Source organism: Mycobacterium sp. MMS18-G62, assembly GCF_053877835.1.
This window is the reverse complement of record NZ_CM132662.1, coordinates 4,039,232-4,061,963: the sequence shown is the minus strand read 5'-3', so window position 1 is coordinate 4,061,963 and position 22,732 is coordinate 4,039,232. Positions and strand designations below refer to the sequence as shown.

The following is a 22,732-nucleotide window of genomic DNA, read 5'->3' as shown; positions in this document are numbered from 1 at the left end:
ACGGCATTCGCTGCTACAGCGCGCCGTAGCGGCGCAGTGCGTCGTGCAGAGCATCGGCGATGCCTGCGCCCGCCGCCATCACGAAACCCGCTCCCCCGGCGGCCGGGGGCAGCTGGACCGATGCGCCCGCTTCCGTGGCGATCAGCGCACCGGCGGCCCAGTCCCACACGTGCACGCCGTCCTCGTAATAGGCGTCGAGTTGGCCCGCCGCGACCATGCACAGATCCAAAGCGCACGAGCCCATCCGGCGCACGTCGCGCACGGTGGGCAGCAGCAGGGTCAGAATCTCGGCCTGCCGGACCCGCTGCTCGGGGGCATAGGAAAATCCGGTTCCCACCAACGACATTGACAGGTCGGTGGCCCTGCTGGACTGCAGCGGCGTCGTCACGCCGCCCCGGCGCAGCTGCGCGCCGTGGCCGAGCGCCGCGGAGTACAGCGCGTCCGTGGCGACGTTGGCGACGGCCCCGGCCACCGACGCGCCGTCGCGCTGCACGCCCACCGATACCGCATACGTCTCGATGCCGTAGACGAAGTTGACCGTGCCGTCGATGGGATCAAGCACCCAGGTCAGGCCGTCGCGCCCGGCTGCCGATCCGCCTTCCTCCTCACCGAGGACGTGTTCCCCGGGACGCAGTTCGGCCAGCCGCTCGCGCAGCAGCCGCTCGGTCTCGGTGTCGACGACGGTGACCGGGTCGGTCGGCGTGCTCTTGGCACGCACCTGTGGCCCGGCCGTGGCGGCGTCGCCGAAAACCTCGGCGCGGCGCCGCCGGACGAACGCGGCGGCCTCGGTCGCCAGCCCCTCGGCGAGTGAGCGCAACTCGACGAGATCGGTGTCGTTTTGGGTCACGGGCCTATCGCAACACAGTCCCGTTGCACGCGGGAGCCCAGTCGTTAACCGGTTGAGCGACAGTCACACATCAGATTTCCCGAGCTACTAATGTGTGGGCAGCGTCGCACTTGCCGGCCTCTTAGAGGAGCGCTCATGACCGCCACCGATTCACCCGCCGCCGAGCCAAGCACCAACGGCAGCCCGCACCGCGGCTTCGGCATCGATGTCGGCGGAAGCGGCGTCAAGGGCGGCATCGTCGACCTCGACACCGGGCAACTGATCGGTGAGCGCTTCAAGCTGGCCACCCCGCAACCGGCCACCCCTGAGGCCGTCGCGAAGACCATCGCCGCCGTCGTCAAGGAATTCGGGTGGACCGACAAACTCGGCGTCACCTACCCGGGCGTGGTGACCGACGGGATCGTGCATACGGCGGCCAACGTCGACAAAGGCTGGCTCGGCGTCAATGCCCGCGATGTGATCTCGTCGGCGCTCGGCGGCCAGGCGGTGACCGTGCTCAACGATGCCGATGCGGCCGGGTTGGCCGAGGAGAAGTTCGGCGCGGGCAAGGACAACAGCGGCGTGATCGTCCTGCTGACGTTTGGCACGGGAATCGGCTCGGCGGTCATCCATAACGGGGTGCTGCTACCCAATACCGAGTTCGGCCACCTTGAGGTCGGCGGCAAGGAGGCCGAGCACAGGGCCGCGTCGTCGATCAAGGAAAAGAAGGGCTGGAGTTACGAGCGCTGGACCGAAGAGGTGACCAGGGTGCTGGTGGCGATCGAGAACGCCATCTGGCCCGACCTTTTCATCGCGGGCGGCGGCATCAGCCGTAAGGCCGACAAATGGGTGCCGCTGTTGAAAAACCGCACACCGGTGGTCGCGGCCGCGTTGCAGAACACGGCCGGAATCGTCGGAGCGGCGATGGCCGCCGACGTCGACGTGACGGCTACTGCCAAGTAACCGAGCTTTGCCCGGTCCGCGGCTCGCCGCCCGGAACGTCGAATTTGCCGCTCGCCAGGGTGCTACCTCACACTGTCGTTACAATGGTCGTCGGCGGCCGCATCCCGGATAGCGGCGAGATCAACCGCCAATATTCGACATAGCCGACGCTTTTCGATGGTGCACGACCGTGCCCATGGGATTTTGCAAGACCGAAAGGGTGTACGTGGCAGCGACAAAGGCACGCCCGGCAACCGATGAGCCGGTGAAGCGCACCGCTACCAAGACTCCCGCCAAGAAGGCCCCGGCGGCAAAGTCAGCCAATGGATCGGCCCCCGCGAAGCGGGCCACCAAGGCAGCGGCGGGCAAGCCTGCGAAGGCCACCGCATCCAAGGCCACCGCGGCCAAATCGCAGCCAGCGCGCGGCGCGAAGAAGGCTGAAGCGCCCGCGACCCGCGGTCGTGCGAAGAAGGCCACCGGCCCCGAAGCAGAGGTCGTCGACGAAGTCCTCGCCACCGACGAACTCGAGACCAGCGACGACCTCGACGCCGAGCCCGGCGACGACATCGAGGTAGAAGAGGCCGACCTCGACCTGGACGACCTCGAGGTCGCCGACGACGACGCGGTCGAAGAGCCTGCCGCCGACGACGAGGCTGACGCCGAGCCCGCTGTTGCGGTCGCTGAAGACGCGCCCGCCGCCGAGGACGACGAGATCGCAGAGCCCACCGAGAAGGACAAGGCATCCGGCGATTTCGTCTGGGACGAAGAGGAATCCGAGGCGCTGCGCCAAGCCCGCAAGGACGCCGAGCTCACCGCGTCGGCCGACTCGGTGCGTGCCTACCTCAAGCAGATCGGCAAGGTCGCGCTCCTCAACGCCGAGGAAGAGGTCGAACTCGCCAAGCGCATCGAGGCCGGCCTGTATGCCACCCAGCTGATGACCGAGCTCGCCGAGAAGGGCGAGAAGCTGCCTGCCGCCCAACGGCGCGACATGATGTGGATCTGCCGCGATGGTGAGCGCGCGAAAAACCATCTGCTGGAAGCGAATCTGCGTCTAGTGGTGTCTCTGGCCAAGCGGTATACGGGCCGTGGGATGGCGTTCCTCGACCTGATCCAGGAAGGCAACCTCGGTCTGATCCGCGCGGTCGAAAAGTTCGACTACACCAAGGGTTACAAATTCTCCACCTACGCGACGTGGTGGATCCGGCAGGCGATCACCCGCGCGATGGCCGACCAGGCGCGCACGATCCGCATCCCGGTGCACATGGTCGAGGTGATCAACAAGCTCGGCCGCATCCAGCGCGAGCTGCTGCAGGACCTGGGCCGCGAGCCCACGCCTGAAGAGCTGGCCAAGGAAATGGACATCACGCCGGAGAAGGTGCTGGAGATCCAGCAGTACGCGCGTGAACCGATCTCGCTGGATCAGACGATCGGCGACGAAGGCGATTCCCAGCTCGGCGACTTCATCGAGGATTCCGAGGCCGTGGTCGCCGTCGACGCGGTGTCGTTCACGTTGCTGCAGGATCAACTGCAGTCGGTGCTTGAGACGTTGTCGGAGCGCGAGGCCGGCGTGGTGCGGTTGCGGTTCGGCCTCACCGACGGGCAGCCGCGCACCCTCGACGAGATCGGCCAGGTGTACGGCGTCACCCGTGAACGCATCCGGCAGATCGAGTCGAAGACGATGTCAAAGTTGCGTCACCCCAGCCGTTCTCAGGTGCTGCGCGACTATCTCGACTAAACGCGCCGTGTCATAGGTGGAATTCGCGCAAGTGCGGTAGCCTCTTGCGCCGTGCCCGAGAAACCACCACGGATCCCGCCGTTAGCGCTGGTCCAGACGATCGACACGGTCCGCGCAGGGCTGTCACGGTTACACCGCTTGCTGGCGCCCGGTGGCATCAATGTGCTGGAGCTGATCACGGGCGGCTGGACCGCTCAGGCCATCTACGTGGCGGTCAAGCTCGGCATCCCTGACCAGCTGGCCGACGGCCCGCAGAGCGCCGACGAGATCGCACGCCGGGTCGGTGCGGACCCTGGCGCGGTCTACCGCGTCATGCGCGCGCTGGCGTCCAAGGGAGTGCTGAGCCACCGCAGCGACAACACGTTCAAGCTCACGGCGACCGGCACCGCGTTGCGGACGGGAACCCCGGGTTCGATGCGCGATATGGCGCTGTTCCTTGGTCATCCACTGCGCTGGGAGGACTGGGGCCACCTGCTCTACTCCGTGCAGACCGGCAAGCCCTCGGTCGACAAGCTCCGCGGCATGCCGTTCTTCGAGTACGTCGAAACCGACGCGGACCTGGCGGCGGCGTTCAACAACGCGATGACCGCGGGAAGCGAGTTTTCGATCTTCGGCGTGCTCGCCGCATACGACTTCTCCGGTTTCAAGACGATCATCGACGTCGGCGGCGGCCACGGCCGGTTGCTGTCCATGATTCTCGCGAAGACACCCGGCGCCAGCGGTGTGCTCTTCGATTTGCGTTCGGTGGTGGATGGAGCCGGACCTGTGCTCGAGCAGGCCGGCGTGGCGGACCGCTGCAAAGTCGTCGACGGCTCCTTCTTCGACTCGGTGCCCGACGGCGGCGACGCGTATTTGATGAAGAACATCCTCCACGACTGGCCCGATGACGACGCAGTGCGCGTACTTCGCAATGTCCGTAGTGCGATCGAGCCCGGCGGCAAGCTGCTATTGCTGGAAAGCGTTCTGCCCGAACGGGCTTCGTCCGACTTCGGCATGGTGCTCGACCTGGAGATGCTCATTGCCGTCGGCGGCAAGGAACGCACCCGTTCGGAGTGGACCAATCTGTTGGGCCAGGCCGGATTTCGGCTCGAGCGCGTCGTCCGGACCCCAACCCCGGTGTCGATCGTCGAGGCGACACCCGTCTAGCGCTTGCGCTCACGCACCTTGTACGTCGAGGGCCACGACTCCCGCGTCTCGTCTCCGACGAGCGGAACACCCTTGCTGCCAATCCTGATGTCGTATGCCTCCTTGCCGGGGCCGACTTCGCGGTTGGCGTGTTCGGTGGCGAGATAGATCAGCTGATCGATCTCCGCTTCGGCGAACGCCACGAACGTGGTCTTACGGACGATGTCCTCAGGCGCGGGAACCATCTTCTCGGGCAGGATCCGCGACGCGAGCGCCGCCAGACCCAACAGCGAGAACGGGATGACCCAGTAGCAGACGAACGACAGCGGGGTCTTCGTGTCAAGAATCGTGGCGTCGCCCTGCACGATCGGCGGGATCGCCGACGACACGGTCATGCCGGCGAACGCGGCGACCCAGATCCACGTCAACAGCGTGGTGATCTTGGCGAACAGGTCGCTCTCGACCACTTCTTTCGGCTGGCCGACTTCGGCGAACTCTCGTACGAACGGCTTGCCGATGAGCACGCCGGTCAGGGCAACCAGGAAGATCCCCGCATTGCTCAGCGGCTGCATCCACCGCTCCATGAACGACTGGTCCAGCGTGAACGTAAGAACAGTGAGCACTAAAAACGTTGCGACAGCACCGATTTCGATGGTGCGCCCCGGCACCCCTCTGACACGCCCGACCACAAACGACACCACCGCGATCGCCAGTGCGACCAATACTGCGGTGGTGAACGGGACGTTACCGACTAGAACCCAATAGACGATCCACGGCGCCAGACCAAACAGAATGCCCACGATCGGTGAGTCTAGGTTGTCGATCTTCGCCGCGACTGTAAACCTGTCGCAGCGACGACGACGAAGTCTTAACTTGTAGTGGTGACCCAGCGCCGCAGAGTGTCGTCCGGCTCCGAGTACGAGTCGGCGGTCGGCTACTCACGGGCGGTGCGCGCAGGTTCGCACATCGTGGTGGCTGGAACCACGGGGTCGGGCGAGAGCGCCGCCGAGCAGACACGGGAAGCGCTGCGGCGCATCGACATTGCGTTGCAAAAGGTCGGCGCGTCCCTGACCGACGTGGTGCGGACCCGCATGTACGTCACCGACATCTCGAAGTGGAGGGAAGTCGGCGCGGTGCACGCCGAGGTCTTCGGTGAGACTCTGCCGGTGTCAACCATGGTCGAGGTGTCGTCGCTCATCTCGCCCGATCTGCTCGTCGAGATCGAAGTCGACGCCTACCGCGAGGTCTAGCGCGCAAGCGGCCCGAAGCGCCCGCCTGCGTCTGGCAAATACGGCGTGACGTTTATCACAGCCGTACCTGGCAATTCTCCGTACAGATGCGGGAACACCATCGCATCTGGGTCGGTGGCCACACCGGGCTCCCAGCGGACCGGGGAGGACAGGCGTGCGGGGTCGATGTGCAGCAGCACAAGATCGGTTCGTCCGGCATAGAGCCGGTTGGCCGGCAAATGCACCTGCTCAGGCGTCGACAGGTGAACGAACCCGTTCGCGTTCAGCGAATCGGGCCGATGCTCACCGAGGGCCTGCGCCCGCCGCCAGTCATCGGCACTGCAAATGTGGACCAGAATGCTCGGCGAATCGGACATATCGTCAGCCTGCACCGCTCGCAACTCGACGTAACCGTGAGACACGACACACCCGTAAACCCCCGGGGAACAAGGCTGGAACCGAAAACGTCTGAGACAGTAGATGTACCCGACGCATTCACGGAGGTGGCCATGAACGCAACGCTCACCAGTCCCCAACTGACCAAGGCTGATCGCTGCGATCGTTGTGGGGCCGCTGCACGTGTACGCGCGAAGCTTCCGTCCGGTGCCGAATTGCTGTTCTGCCAGCATCACGCCAACGAGCATGAAGCAAAGTTGGTCGAGCTCGCCGCGGTTCTCGAAGCCAGCCCCCTAGAGCCGTAGCACCGAATCAGTAATGCTGGACTGGTCATGACTGACCAGCCGGCGCCTATCAAGCCATCGAAGCATCACATTTGGCATATCGTTCGGCGCACATTGTCGAAAAGCTGGGACGATTCGATCTTTTCCGAATCGGCTCAGGCAGCGTTCTGGTGTGCGCTTTCGTTGCCGCCTCTGCTTCTGGGCATGCTGGGCAGCTTGGCCTATATCGCTCCGCTGTTCGGACCGGACACGTTGCCGATGATCGAGAACCAATTCATCAGCACCGCCGCCCGTTTCTTCTCCCGGAACGTGGTCAACGAGATCATCGAGCCCACCGTGCGCGACATCGTCAAGGGCGCTCGCGGCGAGGTGGTCTCGCTGGGATTCGTGATCTCGCTGTGGGCCGGCTCCTCGGCGATCTCAGCGTTCGTGGACTCGATCACCGAAGCGCACGACCAGACGCCGCTGCGCCACCCCGTGCGTCAGCGGTTCTATGCGCTGGGCTTGTACGTGGCGATGCTGGTCTTCGCGATAGCCGCCGCCCCCTTCGTCGCGCTGGGGCCGCGCAAGATCGCCCAGTTCCTCCCGGACAGCTGGGACAACGCGCTGGCCTTCGGGTACTACCCCGGCTTGTTCATTGCTCTGGTGGTCGGGATGAACATCCTCTACCGGGTGTCGCTGCCCAAGCCGCTGCCGTCGCACCGGCTGCTGATCGGCTCGGTGCTGGCGACGGTCGTGTTCCTGGTCGCCACACTCGGACTTCGGATCTACCTGACGTGGATCACCAGCACTGGCTACACCTACGGCGCGCTCGCGACGCCGATCGCCTTCCTCTTGTTCGCGTTCTTCCTCGGGTTCGCGATCATGATCGGCGCCGAGCTCAACGCCTCGATCCAGGAGGAATGGCCGGCGCCCGCCACCCATGCACGCCGGCTGCGCTGGTGGCTGGAAGAGAAGGCGGAGTCGCTCAACGGCAACGGCAACGGCGACGGGACGGCGGTGGCGCCTCCTGCGCCCGCAGCAGCCACCGTGGCGGATGGCGACGCCGCTACGTCTTGAGCTTCTCGAAGATGCGCTTGCACTCGGGGCACACCGGCGATCCCGGCTTGGCGGCCTTCGTCACCGGAAACACCTCGCCGCACAGCGCGACGACGTGCGTACCCATGACCGCGCTCTCGGCGATCTTGTCCTTCTTGACGTAGTGGAAGAACTTCGGGGTGTCGCTGTCGGTCCCGTCGTCGACGCGTTCGTCGGTGTCGGTGCGCTCGATCGTCTGGGTTCGCATGTGACCATTTTGCCCGTAATGAATCCGGCCCGTACAGCGCACGCCGAGTGTGGAACAGTGGAGGCATGAAACACGGCCAAGAGCTGAGTTTCGACGACGACGGCCAGCCCGTCCTGATCACTCGTGCCGCAGCGCCCTACGAGGAGCAGCACCGCGAACGCGTACGCAAGTATCTGACGCTGATGTTCTGGCGCATCCCGGCACTGATCCTCGCTGCGGTCGCGTACGGCATCTGGCACAACGGGCTCATCTCTCTGGCGATCATCGTGGTGTCGGTGCCGTTGCCGTGGATGGCGGTGCTGATCGCCAACGACCGCCCGCCCCGGCGCGCGGAGGAGCCGCGGCGCTACGACGCCCGGCGGATCCCGCTGTTCCCGACGGCCGAGCGGCCCGCCTTGGAAGGCCGCGCGCCCCTGTCTTCGCAACCCGATGCGGGCGATCCGCGCGGCGATGTTCCCAGCTGAGGAACTTCTGTCTCTATTCTCAGCACATTCTCAGGTCACGGTCGAATAACCGCAGATCAGAAGGTGTGAACCGGCTAACTGGTGGGAACTCTTAGCGGACCGTGGGCGTTGTAGCTCATGACAGTTCGACCCGATCAGGAGGCCGTCATGGCAAATGCCACCACCGCACGCATCGACCACGACTTGGACGCCCAAAGTCCAGCCGCTGACCTCGTGCGTGTGTACTTGAATGGCATTGGCAAAACGGCCTTGCTCAATGCCGCCGATGAGGTCGAACTCGCAAAGCGCATTGAGGCAGGCCTTTACGCGCAACATCTGCTCGACACGCGGAAGCGCTTGGGCGAGAACCGCAAACGTGATCTTGCCGCCGTCGCGCGTGACGGTGAAGCGGCGCGGCGCCATCTGCTGGAGGCGAACCTGCGCCTGGTCGTGTCGCTGGCGAAGCGCTACACCGGCCGTGGCATGCCGTTGCTGGACCTGATCCAGGAGGGCAATCTGGGCCTGATCCGCGCGATGGAGAAGTTCGACTACTCCAAGGGATTCAAGTTCTCGACCTATGCCACCTGGTGGATCCGGCAGGCGATCACGCGCGGCATGGCCGACCAGAGCCGCACCATTCGCCTACCCGTCCACCTGGTTGAGCAGGTCAACAAGCTGGCCCGGATCAAGCGCGAGATGCATCAGAACCTCGGCCGTGAAGCGACCGACGAGGAATTGGCGGCCGAGTCGGGGATCCCGGCCGAGAAGATCGCCGATCTGCTCGAGCACAGCCGCGACCCGGTGAGCCTGGACATGCCGGTCGGCAGCGACGAGGAAGCCCCGCTGGGTGACTTCATCGAAGACGCCGAGGCGATGTCAGCCGAGAACGCGGTCATCTCCGAGTTGCTGCACACCGATATCCGCCACGTGCTGGCCACGCTGGACGAGCGCGAACAGCAGGTCATCCGGCTGCGGTTCGGACTCGACGACGGCCAGCCCCGCACGCTCGATCAGATCGGAAAGCTGTTCGGGTTGTCCCGTGAGCGGGTCCGCCAGATCGAGCGTGAGGTGATGGCCAAGCTGCGCAACGGCGAACGCGCCGACCGGCTACGGTCTTACGCCAGCTAGCTTTCGCACGAAGAATGCCCGTCGGGTCACCGGCGGGCATTCTCTATTGCACGCCCGGCCGCAGCCGTGCGGGCGACGTTGGAGCCCAGTTTTCCCAGCTTGACCGGTAGACTCTGGCGTGACGGAGGGTTGCCTAATGAACGATCTTGTCGATACCACCGAGATGTACCTGCGGACCATCTACGACCTCGAAGAAGAGGGCGTGGTGCCGCTGCGGGCGCGCATCGCCGAGCGTCTCGAGCAGAGTGGGCCCACCGTCAGCCAGACCGTGTCGAGGATGGAGCGCGACGGGCTGCTGCACGTCGCCGGTGACCGGCACCTGGAGTTGACCGACAAGGGCCGTGCCCTTGCCGTGTCCGTGATGCGCAAGCACCGGCTCGCCGAGCGGCTGCTGGTCGACGTGATCGGGTTGCCGTGGGAGGAAGTCCACGCCGAAGCCTGCCGCTGGGAACACGTGATGAGCGAGGACGTCGAGCGCCGGCTGGTGCAGGTGCTCAACAACCCGACCACCTCCCCGTTCGGCAACCCCATTCCCGGCCTGTCCGAGCTGGGCGTCGACCTGGTCGGCAGCGAAGATCGCAGCCTGGTCCGGCTGACGGAAGTGCCGTCGGGTATGCCGGTGGCCGTCGTGGTGCGACAGCTAACCGAACACGTCCAGGGCGACGCCGATCTGATCGCGCGGCTCAAGGACGCCGGCGTGGTGCCCAACGCCCGGGTGACCGTCGAAGCCAACGACCACGGCGGGGTGATGATCGTGATCCCCGGCCACGAGCAGGTCGAGCTGCCCCACCACATGGCGCACGCCGTAAAGGTCGAGAAGGTCTAGCCGGCCCGCTGGCCGAAGACGCGCCGTGGCGGTAGGCGCACCCCGAGCCGCTCGGCCAACCGGTATCCGGTGAGCGCCAGTTCGCGGATTTGTTCGGGCCGCATGCCCGATTGCAGAGCGGTGTCGAGCATGCCGGCCATCTTGTGGGTGGGATCGCAACGCAGAGCAGCCTCCAGCGACACCCCGGCCAGCGGGCCATCCCCGCGCGCGTAGGCCGAAAACGCCAGCAGCACAAGCGCTTCGACGCGCCACGGCTGCGGCAGCGTGCGCGACAGCATCGCCCACAGCGATTCGGCCGGCGCGGCGTCCTGGCCGACGGCCAGGGCGTAGAGGGTGTCCCGCACAAGCGGATCGACCAGCGCGCATGCCAGTCGGATGACCTTGGCCTGTCGCAGCTTTGCGCCGTTCGCCACCCGCCTGGCTGCCGACATCGCGTCCTTGACGTCTTCGCGTGCGGCGGCGTCGTCACGCTCCGCGTGTGTCTGCGCGTACCCGTCGATGGCATCCGCCAGCGCCGCGGCGCGTTCGGGGTCGGCGACCTCGATCACTTCTTGGAGCTCGGCACGACGTGCATAGAGCCTGCGCCCGTCGAGGACCGCGGCCATCGCCAACGGCGACGCCGAGGGATCCTCGACGGCGCCGGCGCTGCCGCAGCCGTCGGCGCAGCGCCAACGTCCACCCGCGGCCACTCGGTCCACGACGTGCGCGGCGTACAGCTCGATACCCCGAGCGGCCAGCGCATGCTGCAGCCCGGCCGCCAGTTCGCGATATTCGTCGTTGCACATCCGGCAGCCCGCGCCTTCCTCGTCGACCACCACCGCGATCGCCGAATCCGGTCTCGCCGCTGCCGCGACGTCGGCGATGTGATCCAGCGACTCCAGGAGTTGGTCCGAAAGATCAACGCGCATAACGCATCCCATCTCGCCTCGGTCCACGGTGACGAGCACGAGCGATTTCTCTGGCACGAAGCCGAGAACGGCGGGCAGGGCCGCGATCAGTACACCGGGCCGGTTGAGGTGAAAGTCGGATGGTTGCGATGTCGTCATGGCTGCCAACATCGCAACCCGCACCGTCGTCCGGAGGCGGTGCGACGGTCACACCGGGCCGTCTGGGGATGAATTCGCGACTGGGGATGGGCTAGGGTCCGCCGCGCCTGACCTTGAGCACCGCATCGGTGAACAAGATGTCCAGGGCGTGGGTATCTGGGGCGACATCGGGAGTGGCCTCCGCAGTCTCCTCATGCAGCCACGTCGCGCTGACCCGGATGTCGCCGATCTGCGCGGCCAGCGTCAACGTTCTGCACATCGAGCCGGTCGAATCCGCCTTCGCGGTCTGGTCGACGGCGTAGGTGTCGTCGGCGTCGAGCGGCGGAGCGGGCAGCATCGTCGATGTGACCGTCGAGATGTCCTCGCCGCGGACGGCGGTGAACGACGGGCATGCGGTCAGTTGCTCGGCACGCGCACGCAGCGGTGCGGCCGGCCGCGTCACGGTGACGATGAGGCTGCTGGCGTTCTCGCTGTCGATGCCCTGCACCGCAGCGGTCTGTTGCGCTGCGAGCGGCGGCGGCGCGCACTCCGGCGGCGTCACGACCGACCCCGCGGGGACACCGTCGACGTCTTGAAGCACCCGGTACACCGCGGAGCCGTCGAGTACGGCGGCGGGATATCCCGCCGGGAAGCGATCGGGTTCGATCAACAAGTCCCCCACCGGAACCGGCGTCGGATCGGCGAAAGGCGTCACCGGGTGCGCGGTTCCGGCGAGGACGCGAGTGCAGCCCCCGACCAATACCACCGCGACGGCAAGCGTGCAGACACGCAGCGACCACGACAGCGTCCCGACCATCGCCAATCATCGTCTCACCGGCGCACCGGCGGGTCGGGCAGGCGCACCGCGGAACAATTGTTCACGGCCTATTGACGTGGTCGGCATGCAAGATTGCGCCAACCGGCGTAGACCTTTTGCCATGGGTTCCATGCTGGAGTACGACCTGGTCGTCATCGGTTCCGGTCCGGGCGGGCAAAAGGCCGCGATCGCAGCGGCAAAGCTCGGCAAGTCGGTCGCGGTCGTCGAGCGCGGGCGGATGCTTGGCGGTGTTTGCGTGAATACCGGCACCATCCCGTCCAAGACGCTGCGTGAGGCGGTGGTCTACCTCACCGGCATGAGCCAGCGTGAGCTGTACGGCGCGAGCTACCGCGTCAAGGAGAAGATCACCCCCGCCGACCTGCTGGCGCGCACCTCGCACGTGATCGGCAAGGAACAGGACGTGGTCCGATCGCAGTTGATGCGCAACAGGATTGACCTCATCCAGGGCCACGGCCGGTTCGTCGACGCGCACACCGTGCTGGTCGAGGAACCCACCCGCGGCGAACGCACCACCGTGAGCGGCCAGTACATCGTGATCGCCACCGGCACCAAGCCTGCCCGCCCGCCAGGTGTCGAGTTCGACGAGGACAGGGTGCTCGACTCCGACGGCATCCTGGACCTGAAATCGCTGCCGGCGTCGATGGTGGTCGTCGGGGCCGGCGTGATCGGCATCGAATACGCCTCGATGTTCGCCGCGCTGGGCACCAAGGTCACGGTTGTCGAGAAGCGCGACACCATGCTCGATTTCTGCGATCCGGAGATCGTGGAGGCGCTCAAGTTCCACCTTCGCGACCTGGCAGTCACGTTCCGGTTCGGAGAAGAGGTGACGGCAGTCGATGTCGGCGCCGCGGGCACGGTCACCACCCTGGCCAGCGGCAAGCAGATACCCGCCGAGACGGTCATGTACTCGGCCGGGCGGCAGGGCCAGACCGATCACCTCGACCTGACCAACGCCGGCCTCGAGACCGACAACCGCGGCAGGATCTTCGTCGACGACCAGTTCCAGACCAAGGTCGACCACATCTACGCCGTCGGCGACGTGATCGGCTTCCCCGCACTGGCCGCGACGTCGATGGAGCAGGGCCGGCTGGCCGCCTACCACGCGTTCGGTGAGCCGACCAACGGCATCACCGAGATCCAACCCATCGGCATCTACTCGATTCCCGAGGTGTCCTACGTCGGTGCCACCGAAGTGGAACTCACCAAGGACTCGATTCCCTACGAGGTCGGGGTGTCGCGGTATCGCGAGCTGGCGCGCGGCCAGATCGCGGGTGACTCGTACGGAATGCTCAAGCTACTGGTGTCCACCGACGACCTGAAGGTGCTCGGTGTTCACATCTTCGGAACCAGTGCGACTGAACTGGTCCACATCGGCCAGGCGGTGATGGGCTGCGGCGGCACGATCGAGTATCTCGTCGACGCGGTCTTCAACTACCCGACATTCTCGGAGGCTTACAAGGTCGCGGCGCTGGACGTGATGAACAAGCTGCGGGCGCTCAACCAGTTCCGCACCTAGGCCTGTCGTCCGACTAACTGCAGTCGTCGCCGAACGCCGTCGGCGCCACATCCGCCGGGCCACCCGCCTCGGCGCGTGCCAGCAGCTGCCTGATCGCGTCGTCGAAAGGCGGTGAATACGAGACGTTTTCGTCGCAGCCGCCGCCGTCAAGGCCCCCGATCAGACCGACGACGGTCGAGCCGATGATCCAGGGCGCGCCAGACAGGCCGTCGACCAGCGCCGCGCACGGAAAGGACGGAAAGCCCGTGGCGGCCGGTGCGGTAGCCCCCTGACAGCCGATCGGGCCGCCGCCCTCGCCCAGTGCATAACCGGTGACGGTGACGACGGTGCCCGGCTTCGGGGCCGGACCCAGTGTCAGGCCCCCGCCCGCCTGCGCCTGGATCGTCCCGCCCGCATCGCGGCTCACCCGAGCGATCGCGAAGTCGGCCAGCGGGTCCTGGTTCGCCACCCAGCGAGGGTCCAGGTAGACCGCGTCCATGTGCCAGACGTCCTGCGCCGGTGCGTCGTTGAGCAAACCAGCGACGAAGTTCGTGTCGAGACCCTCCGCCACGCAGTGTGCGGCGGTGAGGATCAGGTCACCGCCGGCCGAGTCCAGCACAGCGCCGGAGCAGGTATGCAGATCGCCGCCGCCGAGGAACACCGCGCCGACCCGTCGGTCGGGCGGCATCCCCGTCGCGGTCGGTGCAGTGGCCGAACGCGCCGGGCTGGCCGCGGTTGGCGGCGCTGCCGGAGCGGGCCGCGCGCAGGACGGCGCCAGTGCGATGAGCAGCCCGGCCGCCAGTGCCGTCTTGGCGACCGCGGATATGCGCATCTGACGATCTTGCCCGAACCGGGCGCACACGGCATGTGGCAAACATCGCGACCGAGACGTTGAATGCCGCCCAGAACGGGCACCCCAGCTGGAATGCGGCAGTCTCGGTGTCGCGTTGGCACAGGTAGGTGGGGCCGCAATGGCGTCCGCCGCGAAATGCGCGACACTAGTGGTCTCGGTGGCGCGCCCGGTTGGGCGCGGCATCGAGGCGAGGAGGCAAGGCGAAATGGCTGATAACCCAGGTAGCCCAGAGCAGCACTACCACCCCGAACAGACCGGGATGTACGAGCTGGAGTTTCCCGCGCCGCAATTGTCATCGGACGACGGCCGTGGACCGGTGTTGATCCACGCCCTTGAGGGCTTCTCCGACGCCGGGCACGCGATTCGGCTGGCCGCCCAGCACCTCAAGAACACGTTGGACACCGAGCTGGTCGCATCGTTCGCGATTGACGAACTCCTCGACTACCGGTCGCGGCGCCCGCTGATGACGTTCAAGACCGACCACTTCACCCACTACGAGGAGCCAGAGCTCAACCTCTACGCCCTGCACGACACCGTGGGAACACCGTTTCTGCTCCTTGCCGGCATGGAACCCGACCTGCGCTGGGAGCGGTTCATCACCGCTGTACGCCTGCTGGCCGAGCGGCTCGGCGTCCGGCGGGTCATCGGTTTGGGCACCATCCCGATGGCGGTACCGCACACGCGCCCGATCACGATGACCGCGCATGCCAACGACAAGGAGCTGATCGCCGACCACACGCCATGGGTAGGCGAAGTGCAGGTGCCAGGGAGCGTGTCGAACCTGCTGGAGTTCCGGATGGCCCAGCATGGCCACGAGGTCGTCGGGTACACCGTGCATGTGCCGCACTATCTGGCACAAACCGACTATCCGGCCGCCGCAGAGGCGTTGTTGGCGCAGGTCGCCAAGAGCGGCTCGCTGCAGATTCCGCTGGCCGCGCTCGTGGAGGCCGGCGTCGAGGTGAACGACAAGATCAACGAACAGGTCACGGCGAGCAGCGAAGTCGCTCAAGTGGTGGAGGCGCTGGAGCGACAGTACGATGCCTTCGTTGCCGCTCAGGAGAATCGATCGCTGCTGGCGCGCGACGAAGACCTGCCCAGTGGCGATGAACTCGGCGCCGAGTTCGAACGATTCCTCGCCCAACAGGACGGTGACAAGTTCAAAGAGGACGACAAGTAGCCCTCACCGGCCCGACAACGAAGTTGGCGATAAATGACCGCGACAACGCAGCGGGCGCAATGAGCGAGCGAAAGCCCAACCTGCGCTCCGTGCGTGAACTCACACCGACGTTGCAGTTCCGCACCATCCACGGATACCGGCGTGCGTTCCGAGTGGCCGGCTCCGGGCCGGCGATCCTGTTGATCCACGGCATCGGCGACAACTCCACCACCTGGAGCACGGTGCAAAGCAAGCTCGCGCAGCGGTTCACCGTCATCGCCCCCGATCTGTTGGGCCACGGCAAATCCGACAAGCCGCGCGCCGACTACTCGGTCGCCGCCTACGCCAACGGCATGCGTGATCTGTTGAGTGTGCTCGACATCGACAACGTCACCGTCATCGGGCATTCGCTCGGCGGCGGAGTGGCCATGCAATTCGCCTACCAGTTCCCGCAATTGGTGGATCGGCTGATTTTGGTGGGCGCCGGCGGCGTGACCAAGGACGTCAACGTCGCGTTGCGATTCGCTTCGCTTCCGCTGGGCAGCGAGGCGCTCGCGCTGCTGCGGCTGCCGCTGCTTCTGCCTGCGCTGCAAGCCTTCGGCCGCGTCGCCGGGGCGATGTTCGGGTCGACGGGGCTGGGCCGCGACCTGCCCGACGTGCTGCGGATCCTCGCCGACCTACCGGAGCCCACCGCGTCGTCGGCGTTCGCCCGCACCTTGCGCGCGGTGGTGGATTGGCGCGGCCAGGTCGTCACGATGCTGGATCGATGTTATTTGACGCAATCCGTTCCAGTTCAGTTGATTTGGGGCACACGGGATTCGGTGATTCCCGTCAGCCACGCCGAGATGGCGCACGCCGCCATGCCCGGTTCACAGCTGGAGATCTTCGAGAACTCCGGACATTTTCCGTTCCACGACGATCCGGACCGCTTTGTCGAAGTCGTCGAGCGGTTCATCGATTCCACCGAGCCCGCCGTCTATGACCAGGAATACCTTCGCAGTCTGCTGCGCGACGGTATCGGCGAAGGCACCATTTCCGGGCCCGTCGACACCCGCGTCGCCGTACTCGACGCGATGGGCGCCGACGAGCGCAGCGCCACCTGATCAGGGCTTCGCGTCACCACGTAGCATCGGCCCATGGCCATCGACGTGACAGTGTTGCGCGTTTTCACCGACCCTGACGGCAACTTCGGAAACCCTCTCGGCGTCGTCGACGCCAGTACCGTCGAGCCCGGCGACCGCCAGCGCATCGCCACCCAATTGGGTTACAGCGAAACGATATTCATCGATGTGCCGCAACAGGGAGCGAGCAGCGCACACGCGCGGATCTATACCCCGGCCATCGAGCTGCCGTTCGCCGGACATCCGACCGTGGGCGCATCGTGGTGGCTGCGCGACCGAGGCACACCCATCCACACGCTGCAGGTCCCGGCCGGCATCGTGCAGGTCGCTTACGACGACGATGTGACCGCAGTGAGCGCGCGCTCGGAGTGGGCGCCGGAGTTCGCAATCTACGACGTGGCCTCAACCGATGAGCTGTTCGCCGCAGACCCGGACGACTACCCCGACGACGTGCAGAACTTCGTGTGGACATGGACCGACCGCGAGCAGGGCGTGCTGCGCGCGCGGATGTTCGCCGCGAGCCTGGGTGTGCCCGAGGATGAGGCGACCGGCGCGGCCGCGGTGCGGATCACCGACTACCTCAGCCGCGACCTGACGATCGTGCAGGGCAAAGGCTCGGTGATCTACACGCAATGGAGCCCGGAAGGTTGGGTCCGCATCGCCGGTCGCGTGGTCAGCGACGGCATCAAACAGATCTGAGGGCGGTCGGTCAGCCCTGTGCCGCGACGTCGCGGGCCGCGCGCAGTGCCTCGATCTCTCGTTCGAAGTCTTCGGCGGATTCGAACGAGCGGTACACCGAGGCAAACCGCAGGTAAGCCACCTCGTCGAGCTCACGCAACGGCCCCAGAATGGCCAACCCGACTTCGTGGCTGGGCACTTCGGGTGAGCCCGTCGCCCGAACGGCGTCCTCCACCTGCTGGGCTAACAGGTTCAGGGCGTCGTCGTCGACCTGACGGCCCTGGCATGCCCGCCGCACACCGCGGATCACCTTTTCCCGGCTGAACGGCTCCGTGACGCCACTGCGCTTGACGACGGCGAGTACCGCCGTCTCGACGGTGGTGAACCGGCGGCCGCATTCCGGACAGGAGCGGCGACGCCGAATGGCCTGGCCCTCGTCGGTTTCGCGGGAATCGACCACGCGAGAGTCGGGATGGCGGCAGAACGGACAGTGCATCACCGCTCCTTCGCCACGCGGACAGACAACTACCTCGAACGTCTCTGAGCGTACCTGCGCAGCCCCCGAGTAGCCCAGCACCGGGGAGTTTGGCCGGCAGACAGCGGCCCTGACGGCCAGAGACATTGGGCGGCAGCGTCTTTCACTGCTCACGGGCCGCCGTCAGCCGATCGGTGCGATCAGGGTCTGACCGGCGTCCAGCGCCACGGAATCGAGTTGGTTGAGCTCGCGGATGCGCTCTACCACCTGGCCCACGGGAGCCTCAGGAGCCACTCGATGGGCGACCTGCTGCAGCGTCTCCCCCATCTGGACCTGAACCACGGCCAGTCGATCCGGCACCGCGGTGGTGCCGGCCGCCATTTCACCGAATTGAGCCACCAGACCCAGCCACACGGTGATCGCCGCCGCGATCAGCGCCAGCCCCACCGTCGTCGCCGGGGTGATGGGCCTGCGGCGGTGCGACGCCCGCGACACCAGAACGCCGCTACCGCGGTAGCGCATCGGTGCCCCACCCGGACGCTGGGACTTGGGCCGCCGGCCGGTGCCTGCCTGCCGGAATCCCGGCCTGACCACCGGCGTCGCTTCAAATTCTCGGGTGTCGAGGATCGTCATGTGCCTGCCTTCCGCTCCGATGTTTTTCGCTCTTGTGTTCGAACATACTCGATCACATGTTCGATTTATAGAACGTGTGATCGAACTGTTGCAAACGATAGAGCGACCCACCGACAAATTTCGGCGGCCGATCGGGGGCTGACCCGCGAAGGCGACACGCCTCGAACACATGTTTGATTATCTTCGGTGGGCGGACTACATTCGGCGCCATGAGCGACGACAGCAGCGACAGCGGGGACGGCACCGTCGGTACTGGGCGCAGAACACCCACCGAAGGACTGACCGAGCGTCAGCGCACCATTCTGGAGGTCATCCGCGCGTCGGTGACTTCTCGCGGCTATCCGCCCAGCATCCGGGAAATCGGCGACGCCGTCGGGCTGACGTCGACGTCGTCGGTGGCTCATCAGTTACGGACACTCGAGCGCAAGGGCTACCTGCGGCGCGATCCCAACCGGCCGCGGGCCGTTGATGTGCGCGGCGTCGACGACAGCGTGACGCCGATCGTCGCGACCGATGTGGCGGGGTCGGATGCCCTGCCGGAACCGACGTTCGTGCCGGTGCTCGGCCGCATCGCCGCCGGCGGCCCGATTCTTGCCGAGGAAGCCGTGGAGGACGTCTTCCCGCTGCCACGTGAGCTGGTAGGCGAGGGCTCACTGTTTCTGCTCAAGGTGGTCGGCGACTCGATGGTCGACGCGGCCATCTGCGACGGCGACTGGGTCGTCGTTCGTCAGCAGAACGTCGCCGACAACGGCGACATCGTCGCGGCGATGATCGACGGCGAAGCCACCGTGAAGACGTTCAAGCGAACGCGTGGTCAGGTATGGCTGATGCCGCACAACCCCGCGTTCGACCCGATTCCCGGCAACGACGCCGCCGTGCTCGGCAAGGTCGTCACGGTTATCCGCAAGATCTAGCCGTCAATTCGCCCTGACGAAGCCGTTTGTGCGGGCGAATTCCTCGTTGACGAACCAGATTTCGGCACGCGCGTCGTCGTAGAGCGCGCTTCCGGGCGCCCAGTACAACCCCGACTTGGTGTCCGCCTTGATCGGGAAACCCTCCGGCGCCTGGTCGGAATCCTCCAGCGGCAGACGGAATGGAATGTCCTCGGGCGCCGGTTCTTCGATCACGATTCGCGCGTGACGGCCGGTATCGGTGAGAGGGTCGTGCTCGACGCGGGTCGGCGTCGTGTCGACCTTGTCGGGGTCGTCCTCCACCGTCTGCGCCGCAACGGGTTCCGGCGTCACGGCGGACTCCTGGCTCACCGCAGGTTCCTGCGCCGTGACCGCGTCGTCGGCATGGTCGGTGTGATCGGGGTGATCAGGGTGGTCGGTGTGCTCAGGTGATCCCCACAGGCTCATCGGCGCCGGCGGATAGTCGTGGCTTGCTGCTGAGGACGGCAACGAGCCAAGTCCCTCCTGCGCGTAGCGATCACCGAACAGCGCGGCGGCCCGCTCGTCTTCGGCCGGTTGCTGCCCCGCGCCGCCGGTCACTGGTTCGTAGGGCGCGACGCCGGGGCCGGCGTCGTCACCTTCCAGCCGGTTGTCGTCACGGCCGCGGCGGCGGTTGCGCACCGCCGCGAACGCGACGAGCCCGACCGACACCAGTATCGGGATGAGCGCAAGCAGCCACCACCAGTTCGGCGCAAACCACTTGTGCTGCTTGGTGTTTGACCCCGCAGGGGCGGTCGGTTCCTTGGGTACGTCCTGCCCCGGCACCTTGAGACCGGCGAGCCGGGACGCCAGATTGGCCGGCTCGGTGCTGAACGCGTTCTTCGACCGGTCCCACGAGACCACTCCGCCGCTGAACCGCTGCGTGAGGACATCGCCGCTCTCGGTCTGGTCGGCGATCGGCGCGCCAAGCGGGCCGGCGGCGCCGTCCAGTTTCTGCCAGGCGGCATTCATGGCGCCGCGCACGATGACCGCGCCGTAGTCGGGTGTCCAGAAGATGACCGGCTGGTCCTCGGCGGCGAAACTGGTCATCCGGCTTTCGGTCGGGAGCCCACCGTCGACCTCGTTGGAGGTCGGGAAGCCCAGGTCGCCCTGCGGGCCACCGACGCTTTCGTACTTGGCGAGCACCTGACCGGTGACGACGTTCGCTCCGGTAGCGGGGCTATAGAAGATCTTTCCGCCTGCGAAGTTCTGGCCGAGGCCGTCCTTGCCGATCGGATATGGGGCGCCCTGCGCGGCGCCCAGCGGTCCCAGCGCCCCGCCTGCGGCGCGCCGCGCGGCGTTGATGGCCGAGGTCGGGTCTTCGGGGATGGTCAGGCCGGCCAGCTCACCTGCCAGCTCAGGGGGATCAGTCGTGAATGTCTTGGCCTTGGTGTCATAAGAGATCTCGCCGCCGGTGAACTTCTGCGAGACGACGGCGCCGCGGTACATCTCGTCCTCGGCGGGCACGCCCAGCTGCCCGGCCGAGCCTCCGAGTTTGTCCCAGGCGGCGTTGATGGCTCCGCGCACCACCCGCGCTCCAGTGCCAGGGGTCCAGAAAATCACCGGTTTATCGGCCGCGCTGAACGTGGTGTTCCGGCTGTCCTGTGCGCGGCCCGGGCCTTCGTCGATGGTCGGAAATCCGAGGTCGCTGTCGCCCGGTCCGCCCAGCGACTCGTACTTCTCCAGGATCGCGCCGGTCATGATGTGGGCGCCCGTGGCGGGGGTGAAGAAGATCTTGCCGCCTGCGAAGTTCTGGCCGAAGCCTTCTCCGACCGGATAGACGTCACCGTCCTTGGGGCCGAGCGCACCGGTGGGGCCACCGCCTCCGTCATATGCGGCGTTGATCGCGTCGTTGGCGTCACTTTCCGGAGTTGCCGCCGCGACCGGTGCCAGCAGGACGGCCACTCCGACTGCGAGCAGACCGATGGCCGCCCGCACGAGCACCGTGCTACGCCCGCTCATTTATCCTCCCCGCAATCAGCGCAAAAAATTCCTTGAAAAGTATCGCGCCCGTCAACTTTGCGTCAGCAGACGACGAATACCAAGGAGCATCGCCGATCTTGGAGAGAAAATACCTGTCCGGGCTCAGACGCCCATGCTGCGGCCGATGATCTCCTTCATGATTTCGGTCGTTCCGCCATAAATTGTCTGGACACGTGAATCGAGATAAGCGCGGGCAACCGGATATTCACGCATATATCCGTAGCCACCGTGCAATTGCAGACAGCGATCGATGAGATACACCTGTTTTTCGGTGGAATACCACTTGGCCATCGCGGCCTGCTCGGCAGTCAGCTTCTCGTCGAGGTGTAGCCGCAGAAATTCGTCGACCATGATCCGCACCACCGTCGCCTCGGTCGCCAGCTCGGCGAGCAGAAACCGGCTGTTCTGCTGGCTGCCGATCGGGCGTCCAAATGCCTTGCGTTCCTTGGCATATTGCAGTGTGTCCTCAAGGACGGCTTCCATCGCGGTCGCGGCCATCACCGCGATGCTGATGCGCTCCTGCGGCAGGTTCTGCATCAGGTAGACGAAGCCCATGCCCTCCTCGCCGAGCAGGTTTTCTGCGGGCACCTTCACATCGGTGAACGACAGCTCGGCCGTGTCCTGGGCATCGAGGCCGATCTTGTCGAGTTTTCGGCCGCGCTCAAAGCCCTCCATGCCCCTCTCGACGACGAGAAGCGAGAAGCCCATCGCGCCCTTGTCGGGGTCTGTGCAGGCCACCACGATCACCAGGTCGGCGTTGATGCCGTTGGTGATGAAGGTTTTCGCGCCGTTGAGGACGTAGTGATCGCCGTCCTTGACCGCGCGGGTCTTGATGCCCTGCAAGTCACTTCCCGTACCCGGCTCGGTCATGGCGATCGCGGTGATGAGTTCACCGGTGCAGAACTGCGGCAGCCACCGCCGCTTCTGGTCCTCGTTGGCCAGCCGCAGCAGATACGGGGCGACCACGTCGTTGTGCAGCCCGAACCCGATGCCGCTGTAACGGCCCGCGGTGGTCTCCTCGGTGATGATGACGTTGTAGCGGAAGTCAGGGTTGCCGCCGCCGCCGTACTCCTCGGGCACTGCCATCCCGAGAAAGCCCTGCTTACCCGCTTCGAGCCACACGCCGCGGTCGACGATCTTGTCGGCCTCCCACTGCTCGTGATACGGCGCGACATGCCGGTCCAGGAACGCGCGGTAGGACGCGCGGAACAGGTCGTGTTCGGGCTCGAACAACGTGCGCTCGTAGTGGACGACGCCGCCCATGGCTGACCTCCGGTGACTGGTACGGGCTGTTACCGCGAACCTACCCCATCCAACCGGATGGTTG

General features: G+C 66.1%; 25 protein-coding genes. 14 read left to right on the top strand and 11 right to left on the bottom strand.

Annotated elements, in window-relative coordinates; all coding sequences use genetic code 11:
* Positions 1–13: 13 nt before the first annotated feature.
* Complete coding sequence (locus ACWW36_RS20265) at positions 14–847, bottom strand: inositol monophosphatase family protein (RefSeq protein ID WP_456137763.1); 834 nt, start codon at positions 845–847, stop codon at positions 14–16.
* Between the two features lie 135 nt (positions 848–982).
* On the opposite strand from ACWW36_RS20265, the gene ppgK reads away from it, so the two are divergent.
* The 3 genes from ppgK to ACWW36_RS20250 all read left to right on the top strand — a co-directional run bounded on the left by ppgK (position 983) and on the right by ACWW36_RS20250 (position 4,649).
* On the top strand, positions 983–1,789 hold the full coding sequence (gene ppgK, locus ACWW36_RS20260; protein ID WP_456137762.1) for a polyphosphate--glucose phosphotransferase: 807 nt from the start codon (positions 983–985) through the stop codon (positions 1,787–1,789).
* 205 nt (positions 1,790–1,994) lie between these two features.
* Entirely contained in the window at positions 1,995–3,503 is a 1,509-nt protein-coding gene (locus ACWW36_RS20255) for an RNA polymerase sigma factor (protein ID WP_456137761.1), read from the top strand.
* 51 nt (positions 3,504–3,554) lie between these two features.
* On the top strand, positions 3,555–4,649 hold the full coding sequence (locus ACWW36_RS20250) for a methyltransferase (protein WP_456137760.1): 1,095 nt from the start codon (positions 3,555–3,557) through the stop codon (positions 4,647–4,649).
* On the opposite strand, the gene ACWW36_RS20245 is transcribed toward ACWW36_RS20250, so the two are convergent.
* Positions 4,646–5,428 (bottom strand): hypothetical protein, encoded by a 783-nt coding sequence (locus ACWW36_RS20245; RefSeq protein WP_456137759.1) that lies wholly within the window; start codon positions 5,426–5,428, stop codon positions 4,646–4,648. The two genes, ACWW36_RS20250 and ACWW36_RS20245, sit on opposite strands and share 4 nt — an antisense overlap.
* Before the next feature lie 78 nt (positions 5,429–5,506).
* Here ACWW36_RS20245 and ACWW36_RS20240 point away from each other — a divergent pair, with 78 nt between their 5' ends.
* Positions 5,507–5,878 (top strand): RidA family protein, encoded by a 372-nt coding sequence (locus ACWW36_RS20240; RefSeq protein WP_456137758.1) that lies wholly within the window; start codon positions 5,507–5,509, stop codon positions 5,876–5,878.
* Here ACWW36_RS20240 and ACWW36_RS20235 read toward each other — a convergent pair.
* Positions 5,875–6,234: a DUF952 domain-containing protein gene (locus tag ACWW36_RS20235; RefSeq protein WP_456137757.1), complete on the bottom strand. Its 360-nt coding sequence runs from the start codon at positions 6,232–6,234 to the stop codon at positions 5,875–5,877. The genes ACWW36_RS20240 and ACWW36_RS20235 overlap by 4 nt on opposite strands.
* A gap of 132 nt (positions 6,235–6,366) precedes the next feature.
* Here ACWW36_RS20235 and ACWW36_RS20230 point away from each other — a divergent pair, with 132 nt between their 5' ends.
* Complete coding sequence (locus ACWW36_RS20230; RefSeq protein ID WP_456137756.1) at positions 6,367–6,558, top strand: DUF7455 domain-containing protein; 192 nt, start codon at positions 6,367–6,369, stop codon at positions 6,556–6,558.
* Between the two features lie 27 nt (positions 6,559–6,585).
* Positions 6,586–7,596 carry a YihY/virulence factor BrkB family protein gene (locus tag ACWW36_RS20225; RefSeq protein ID WP_456137755.1) on the top strand — a complete coding sequence of 337 codons (1,011 nt, stop codon included), beginning with the start codon at positions 6,586–6,588 and terminating at the stop codon, positions 7,594–7,596.
* Here ACWW36_RS20225 and ACWW36_RS20220 read toward each other — a convergent pair.
* The gene (locus ACWW36_RS20220; protein ID WP_456137754.1) at positions 7,586–7,822 is read right to left on the bottom strand and encodes a DUF3039 domain-containing protein; all 237 of its coding nucleotides are present in this window, start codon (positions 7,820–7,822) and stop codon (positions 7,586–7,588) included. The genes ACWW36_RS20225 and ACWW36_RS20220 overlap by 11 nt on opposite strands.
* A gap of 65 nt (positions 7,823–7,887) precedes the next feature.
* Here ACWW36_RS20220 and ACWW36_RS20215 point away from each other — a divergent pair, with 65 nt between their 5' ends.
* The 3 genes from ACWW36_RS20215 (at position 7,888) to ACWW36_RS20205 (ending at position 10,219) form a co-directional block, all read left to right on the top strand.
* Complete coding sequence (locus ACWW36_RS20215) at positions 7,888–8,286, top strand: DUF3099 domain-containing protein (protein ID WP_456137753.1); 399 nt, start codon at positions 7,888–7,890, stop codon at positions 8,284–8,286.
* 147 nt (positions 8,287–8,433) lie between these two features.
* Positions 8,434–9,393 carry a sigma-70 family RNA polymerase sigma factor gene (locus ACWW36_RS20210; RefSeq protein WP_456137752.1) on the top strand — a complete coding sequence of 320 codons (960 nt, stop codon included), beginning with the start codon at positions 8,434–8,436 and terminating at the stop codon, positions 9,391–9,393.
* A 136-nt stretch (positions 9,394–9,529) separates the two neighbouring features.
* On the top strand, positions 9,530–10,219 hold the full coding sequence (locus tag ACWW36_RS20205) for an iron dependent repressor, metal binding and dimerization domain protein (RefSeq protein WP_456137751.1): 690 nt from the start codon (positions 9,530–9,532) through the stop codon (positions 10,217–10,219).
* Here the strand turns inward: ACWW36_RS20205 and ACWW36_RS20200 are convergent.
* Both ACWW36_RS20200 and ACWW36_RS20195 read right to left on the bottom strand, forming a co-directional pair.
* A complete protein-coding gene (locus ACWW36_RS20200) occupies positions 10,216–11,265 on the bottom strand; it encodes a DUF4192 domain-containing protein (RefSeq protein WP_456137750.1) in 1,050 nt (349 codons plus the stop codon). The two genes, ACWW36_RS20205 and ACWW36_RS20200, sit on opposite strands and share 4 nt — an antisense overlap.
* A 91-nt stretch (positions 11,266–11,356) precedes the next feature.
* Positions 11,357–12,061: a hypothetical protein gene (locus ACWW36_RS20195; RefSeq protein WP_456137749.1), complete on the bottom strand. Its 705-nt coding sequence runs from the start codon at positions 12,059–12,061 to the stop codon at positions 11,357–11,359.
* A 130-nt stretch (positions 12,062–12,191) separates the two neighbouring features.
* On the opposite strand from ACWW36_RS20195, the gene sthA reads away from it, so the two are divergent.
* A complete protein-coding gene (sthA, locus tag ACWW36_RS20190) occupies positions 12,192–13,598 on the top strand; it encodes a Si-specific NAD(P)(+) transhydrogenase (protein WP_456142564.1) in 1,407 nt (468 codons plus the stop codon).
* A gap of 13 nt (positions 13,599–13,611) precedes the next feature.
* On the opposite strand, the gene ACWW36_RS20185 is transcribed toward sthA, so the two are convergent.
* Positions 13,612–14,409, bottom strand: a complete 798-nt coding sequence (locus ACWW36_RS20185) for a trypsin-like serine peptidase (RefSeq protein ID WP_456137748.1) — start codon at positions 14,407–14,409, stop codon at positions 13,612–13,614.
* Between the two features lie 226 nt (positions 14,410–14,635).
* On the opposite strand from ACWW36_RS20185, the gene ACWW36_RS20180 reads away from it, so the two are divergent.
* Genes ACWW36_RS20180 through ACWW36_RS20170 form a run of 3 tightly spaced genes read left to right on the top strand, consistent with a single transcriptional unit; the run spans position 14,636 to position 17,406 of the window.
* On the top strand, positions 14,636–15,607 hold the full coding sequence (locus ACWW36_RS20180) for a proteasome assembly chaperone family protein (protein WP_456137747.1): 972 nt from the start codon (positions 14,636–14,638) through the stop codon (positions 15,605–15,607).
* A 59-nt stretch (positions 15,608–15,666) separates the two neighbouring features.
* Positions 15,667–16,689 carry an alpha/beta fold hydrolase gene (locus ACWW36_RS20175; RefSeq protein ID WP_456137746.1) on the top strand — a complete coding sequence of 341 codons (1,023 nt, stop codon included), beginning with the start codon at positions 15,667–15,669 and terminating at the stop codon, positions 16,687–16,689.
* Between the two features lie 33 nt (positions 16,690–16,722).
* Positions 16,723–17,406, top strand: coding sequence for a PhzF family phenazine biosynthesis protein (locus ACWW36_RS20170; RefSeq protein WP_456137745.1), 684 nt, complete (start codon positions 16,723–16,725; stop codon positions 17,404–17,406).
* A 10-nt stretch (positions 17,407–17,416) separates the two neighbouring features.
* On the opposite strand, the gene nrdR is transcribed toward ACWW36_RS20170, so the two are convergent.
* Together nrdR and ACWW36_RS20160 are read right to left on the bottom strand one after the other, a co-directional pair.
* Positions 17,417–17,881 (bottom strand): transcriptional regulator NrdR, encoded by a 465-nt coding sequence (nrdR, locus tag ACWW36_RS20165; RefSeq protein ID WP_456137744.1) that lies wholly within the window; start codon positions 17,879–17,881, stop codon positions 17,417–17,419.
* Between the two features lie 162 nt (positions 17,882–18,043).
* Positions 18,044–18,493 carry a LysM peptidoglycan-binding domain-containing protein gene (locus tag ACWW36_RS20160; RefSeq protein ID WP_456137743.1) on the bottom strand — a complete coding sequence of 150 codons (450 nt, stop codon included), beginning with the start codon at positions 18,491–18,493 and terminating at the stop codon, positions 18,044–18,046.
* Positions 18,494–18,702: 209 nt separating this feature from the next.
* On the opposite strand from ACWW36_RS20160, the gene lexA reads away from it, so the two are divergent.
* A complete protein-coding gene (gene lexA, locus ACWW36_RS20155; RefSeq protein WP_456137742.1) occupies positions 18,703–19,407 on the top strand; it encodes a transcriptional repressor LexA in 705 nt (234 codons plus the stop codon).
* A 3-nt stretch (positions 19,408–19,410) separates the two neighbouring features.
* Here the strand turns inward: lexA and ACWW36_RS20150 are convergent, their stop codons facing one another.
* Both ACWW36_RS20150 and ACWW36_RS20145 read right to left on the bottom strand, forming a co-directional pair.
* A complete protein-coding gene (locus tag ACWW36_RS20150) occupies positions 19,411–21,384 on the bottom strand; it encodes an LGFP repeat-containing protein (RefSeq protein ID WP_456137741.1) in 1,974 nt (657 codons plus the stop codon).
* 123 nt (positions 21,385–21,507) lie between these two features.
* Positions 21,508–22,668: an acyl-CoA dehydrogenase family protein gene (locus ACWW36_RS20145; RefSeq protein WP_456137740.1), complete on the bottom strand. Its 1,161-nt coding sequence runs from the start codon at positions 22,666–22,668 to the stop codon at positions 21,508–21,510.
* Between the last annotated feature and the right edge of the window lie 64 nt (positions 22,669–22,732).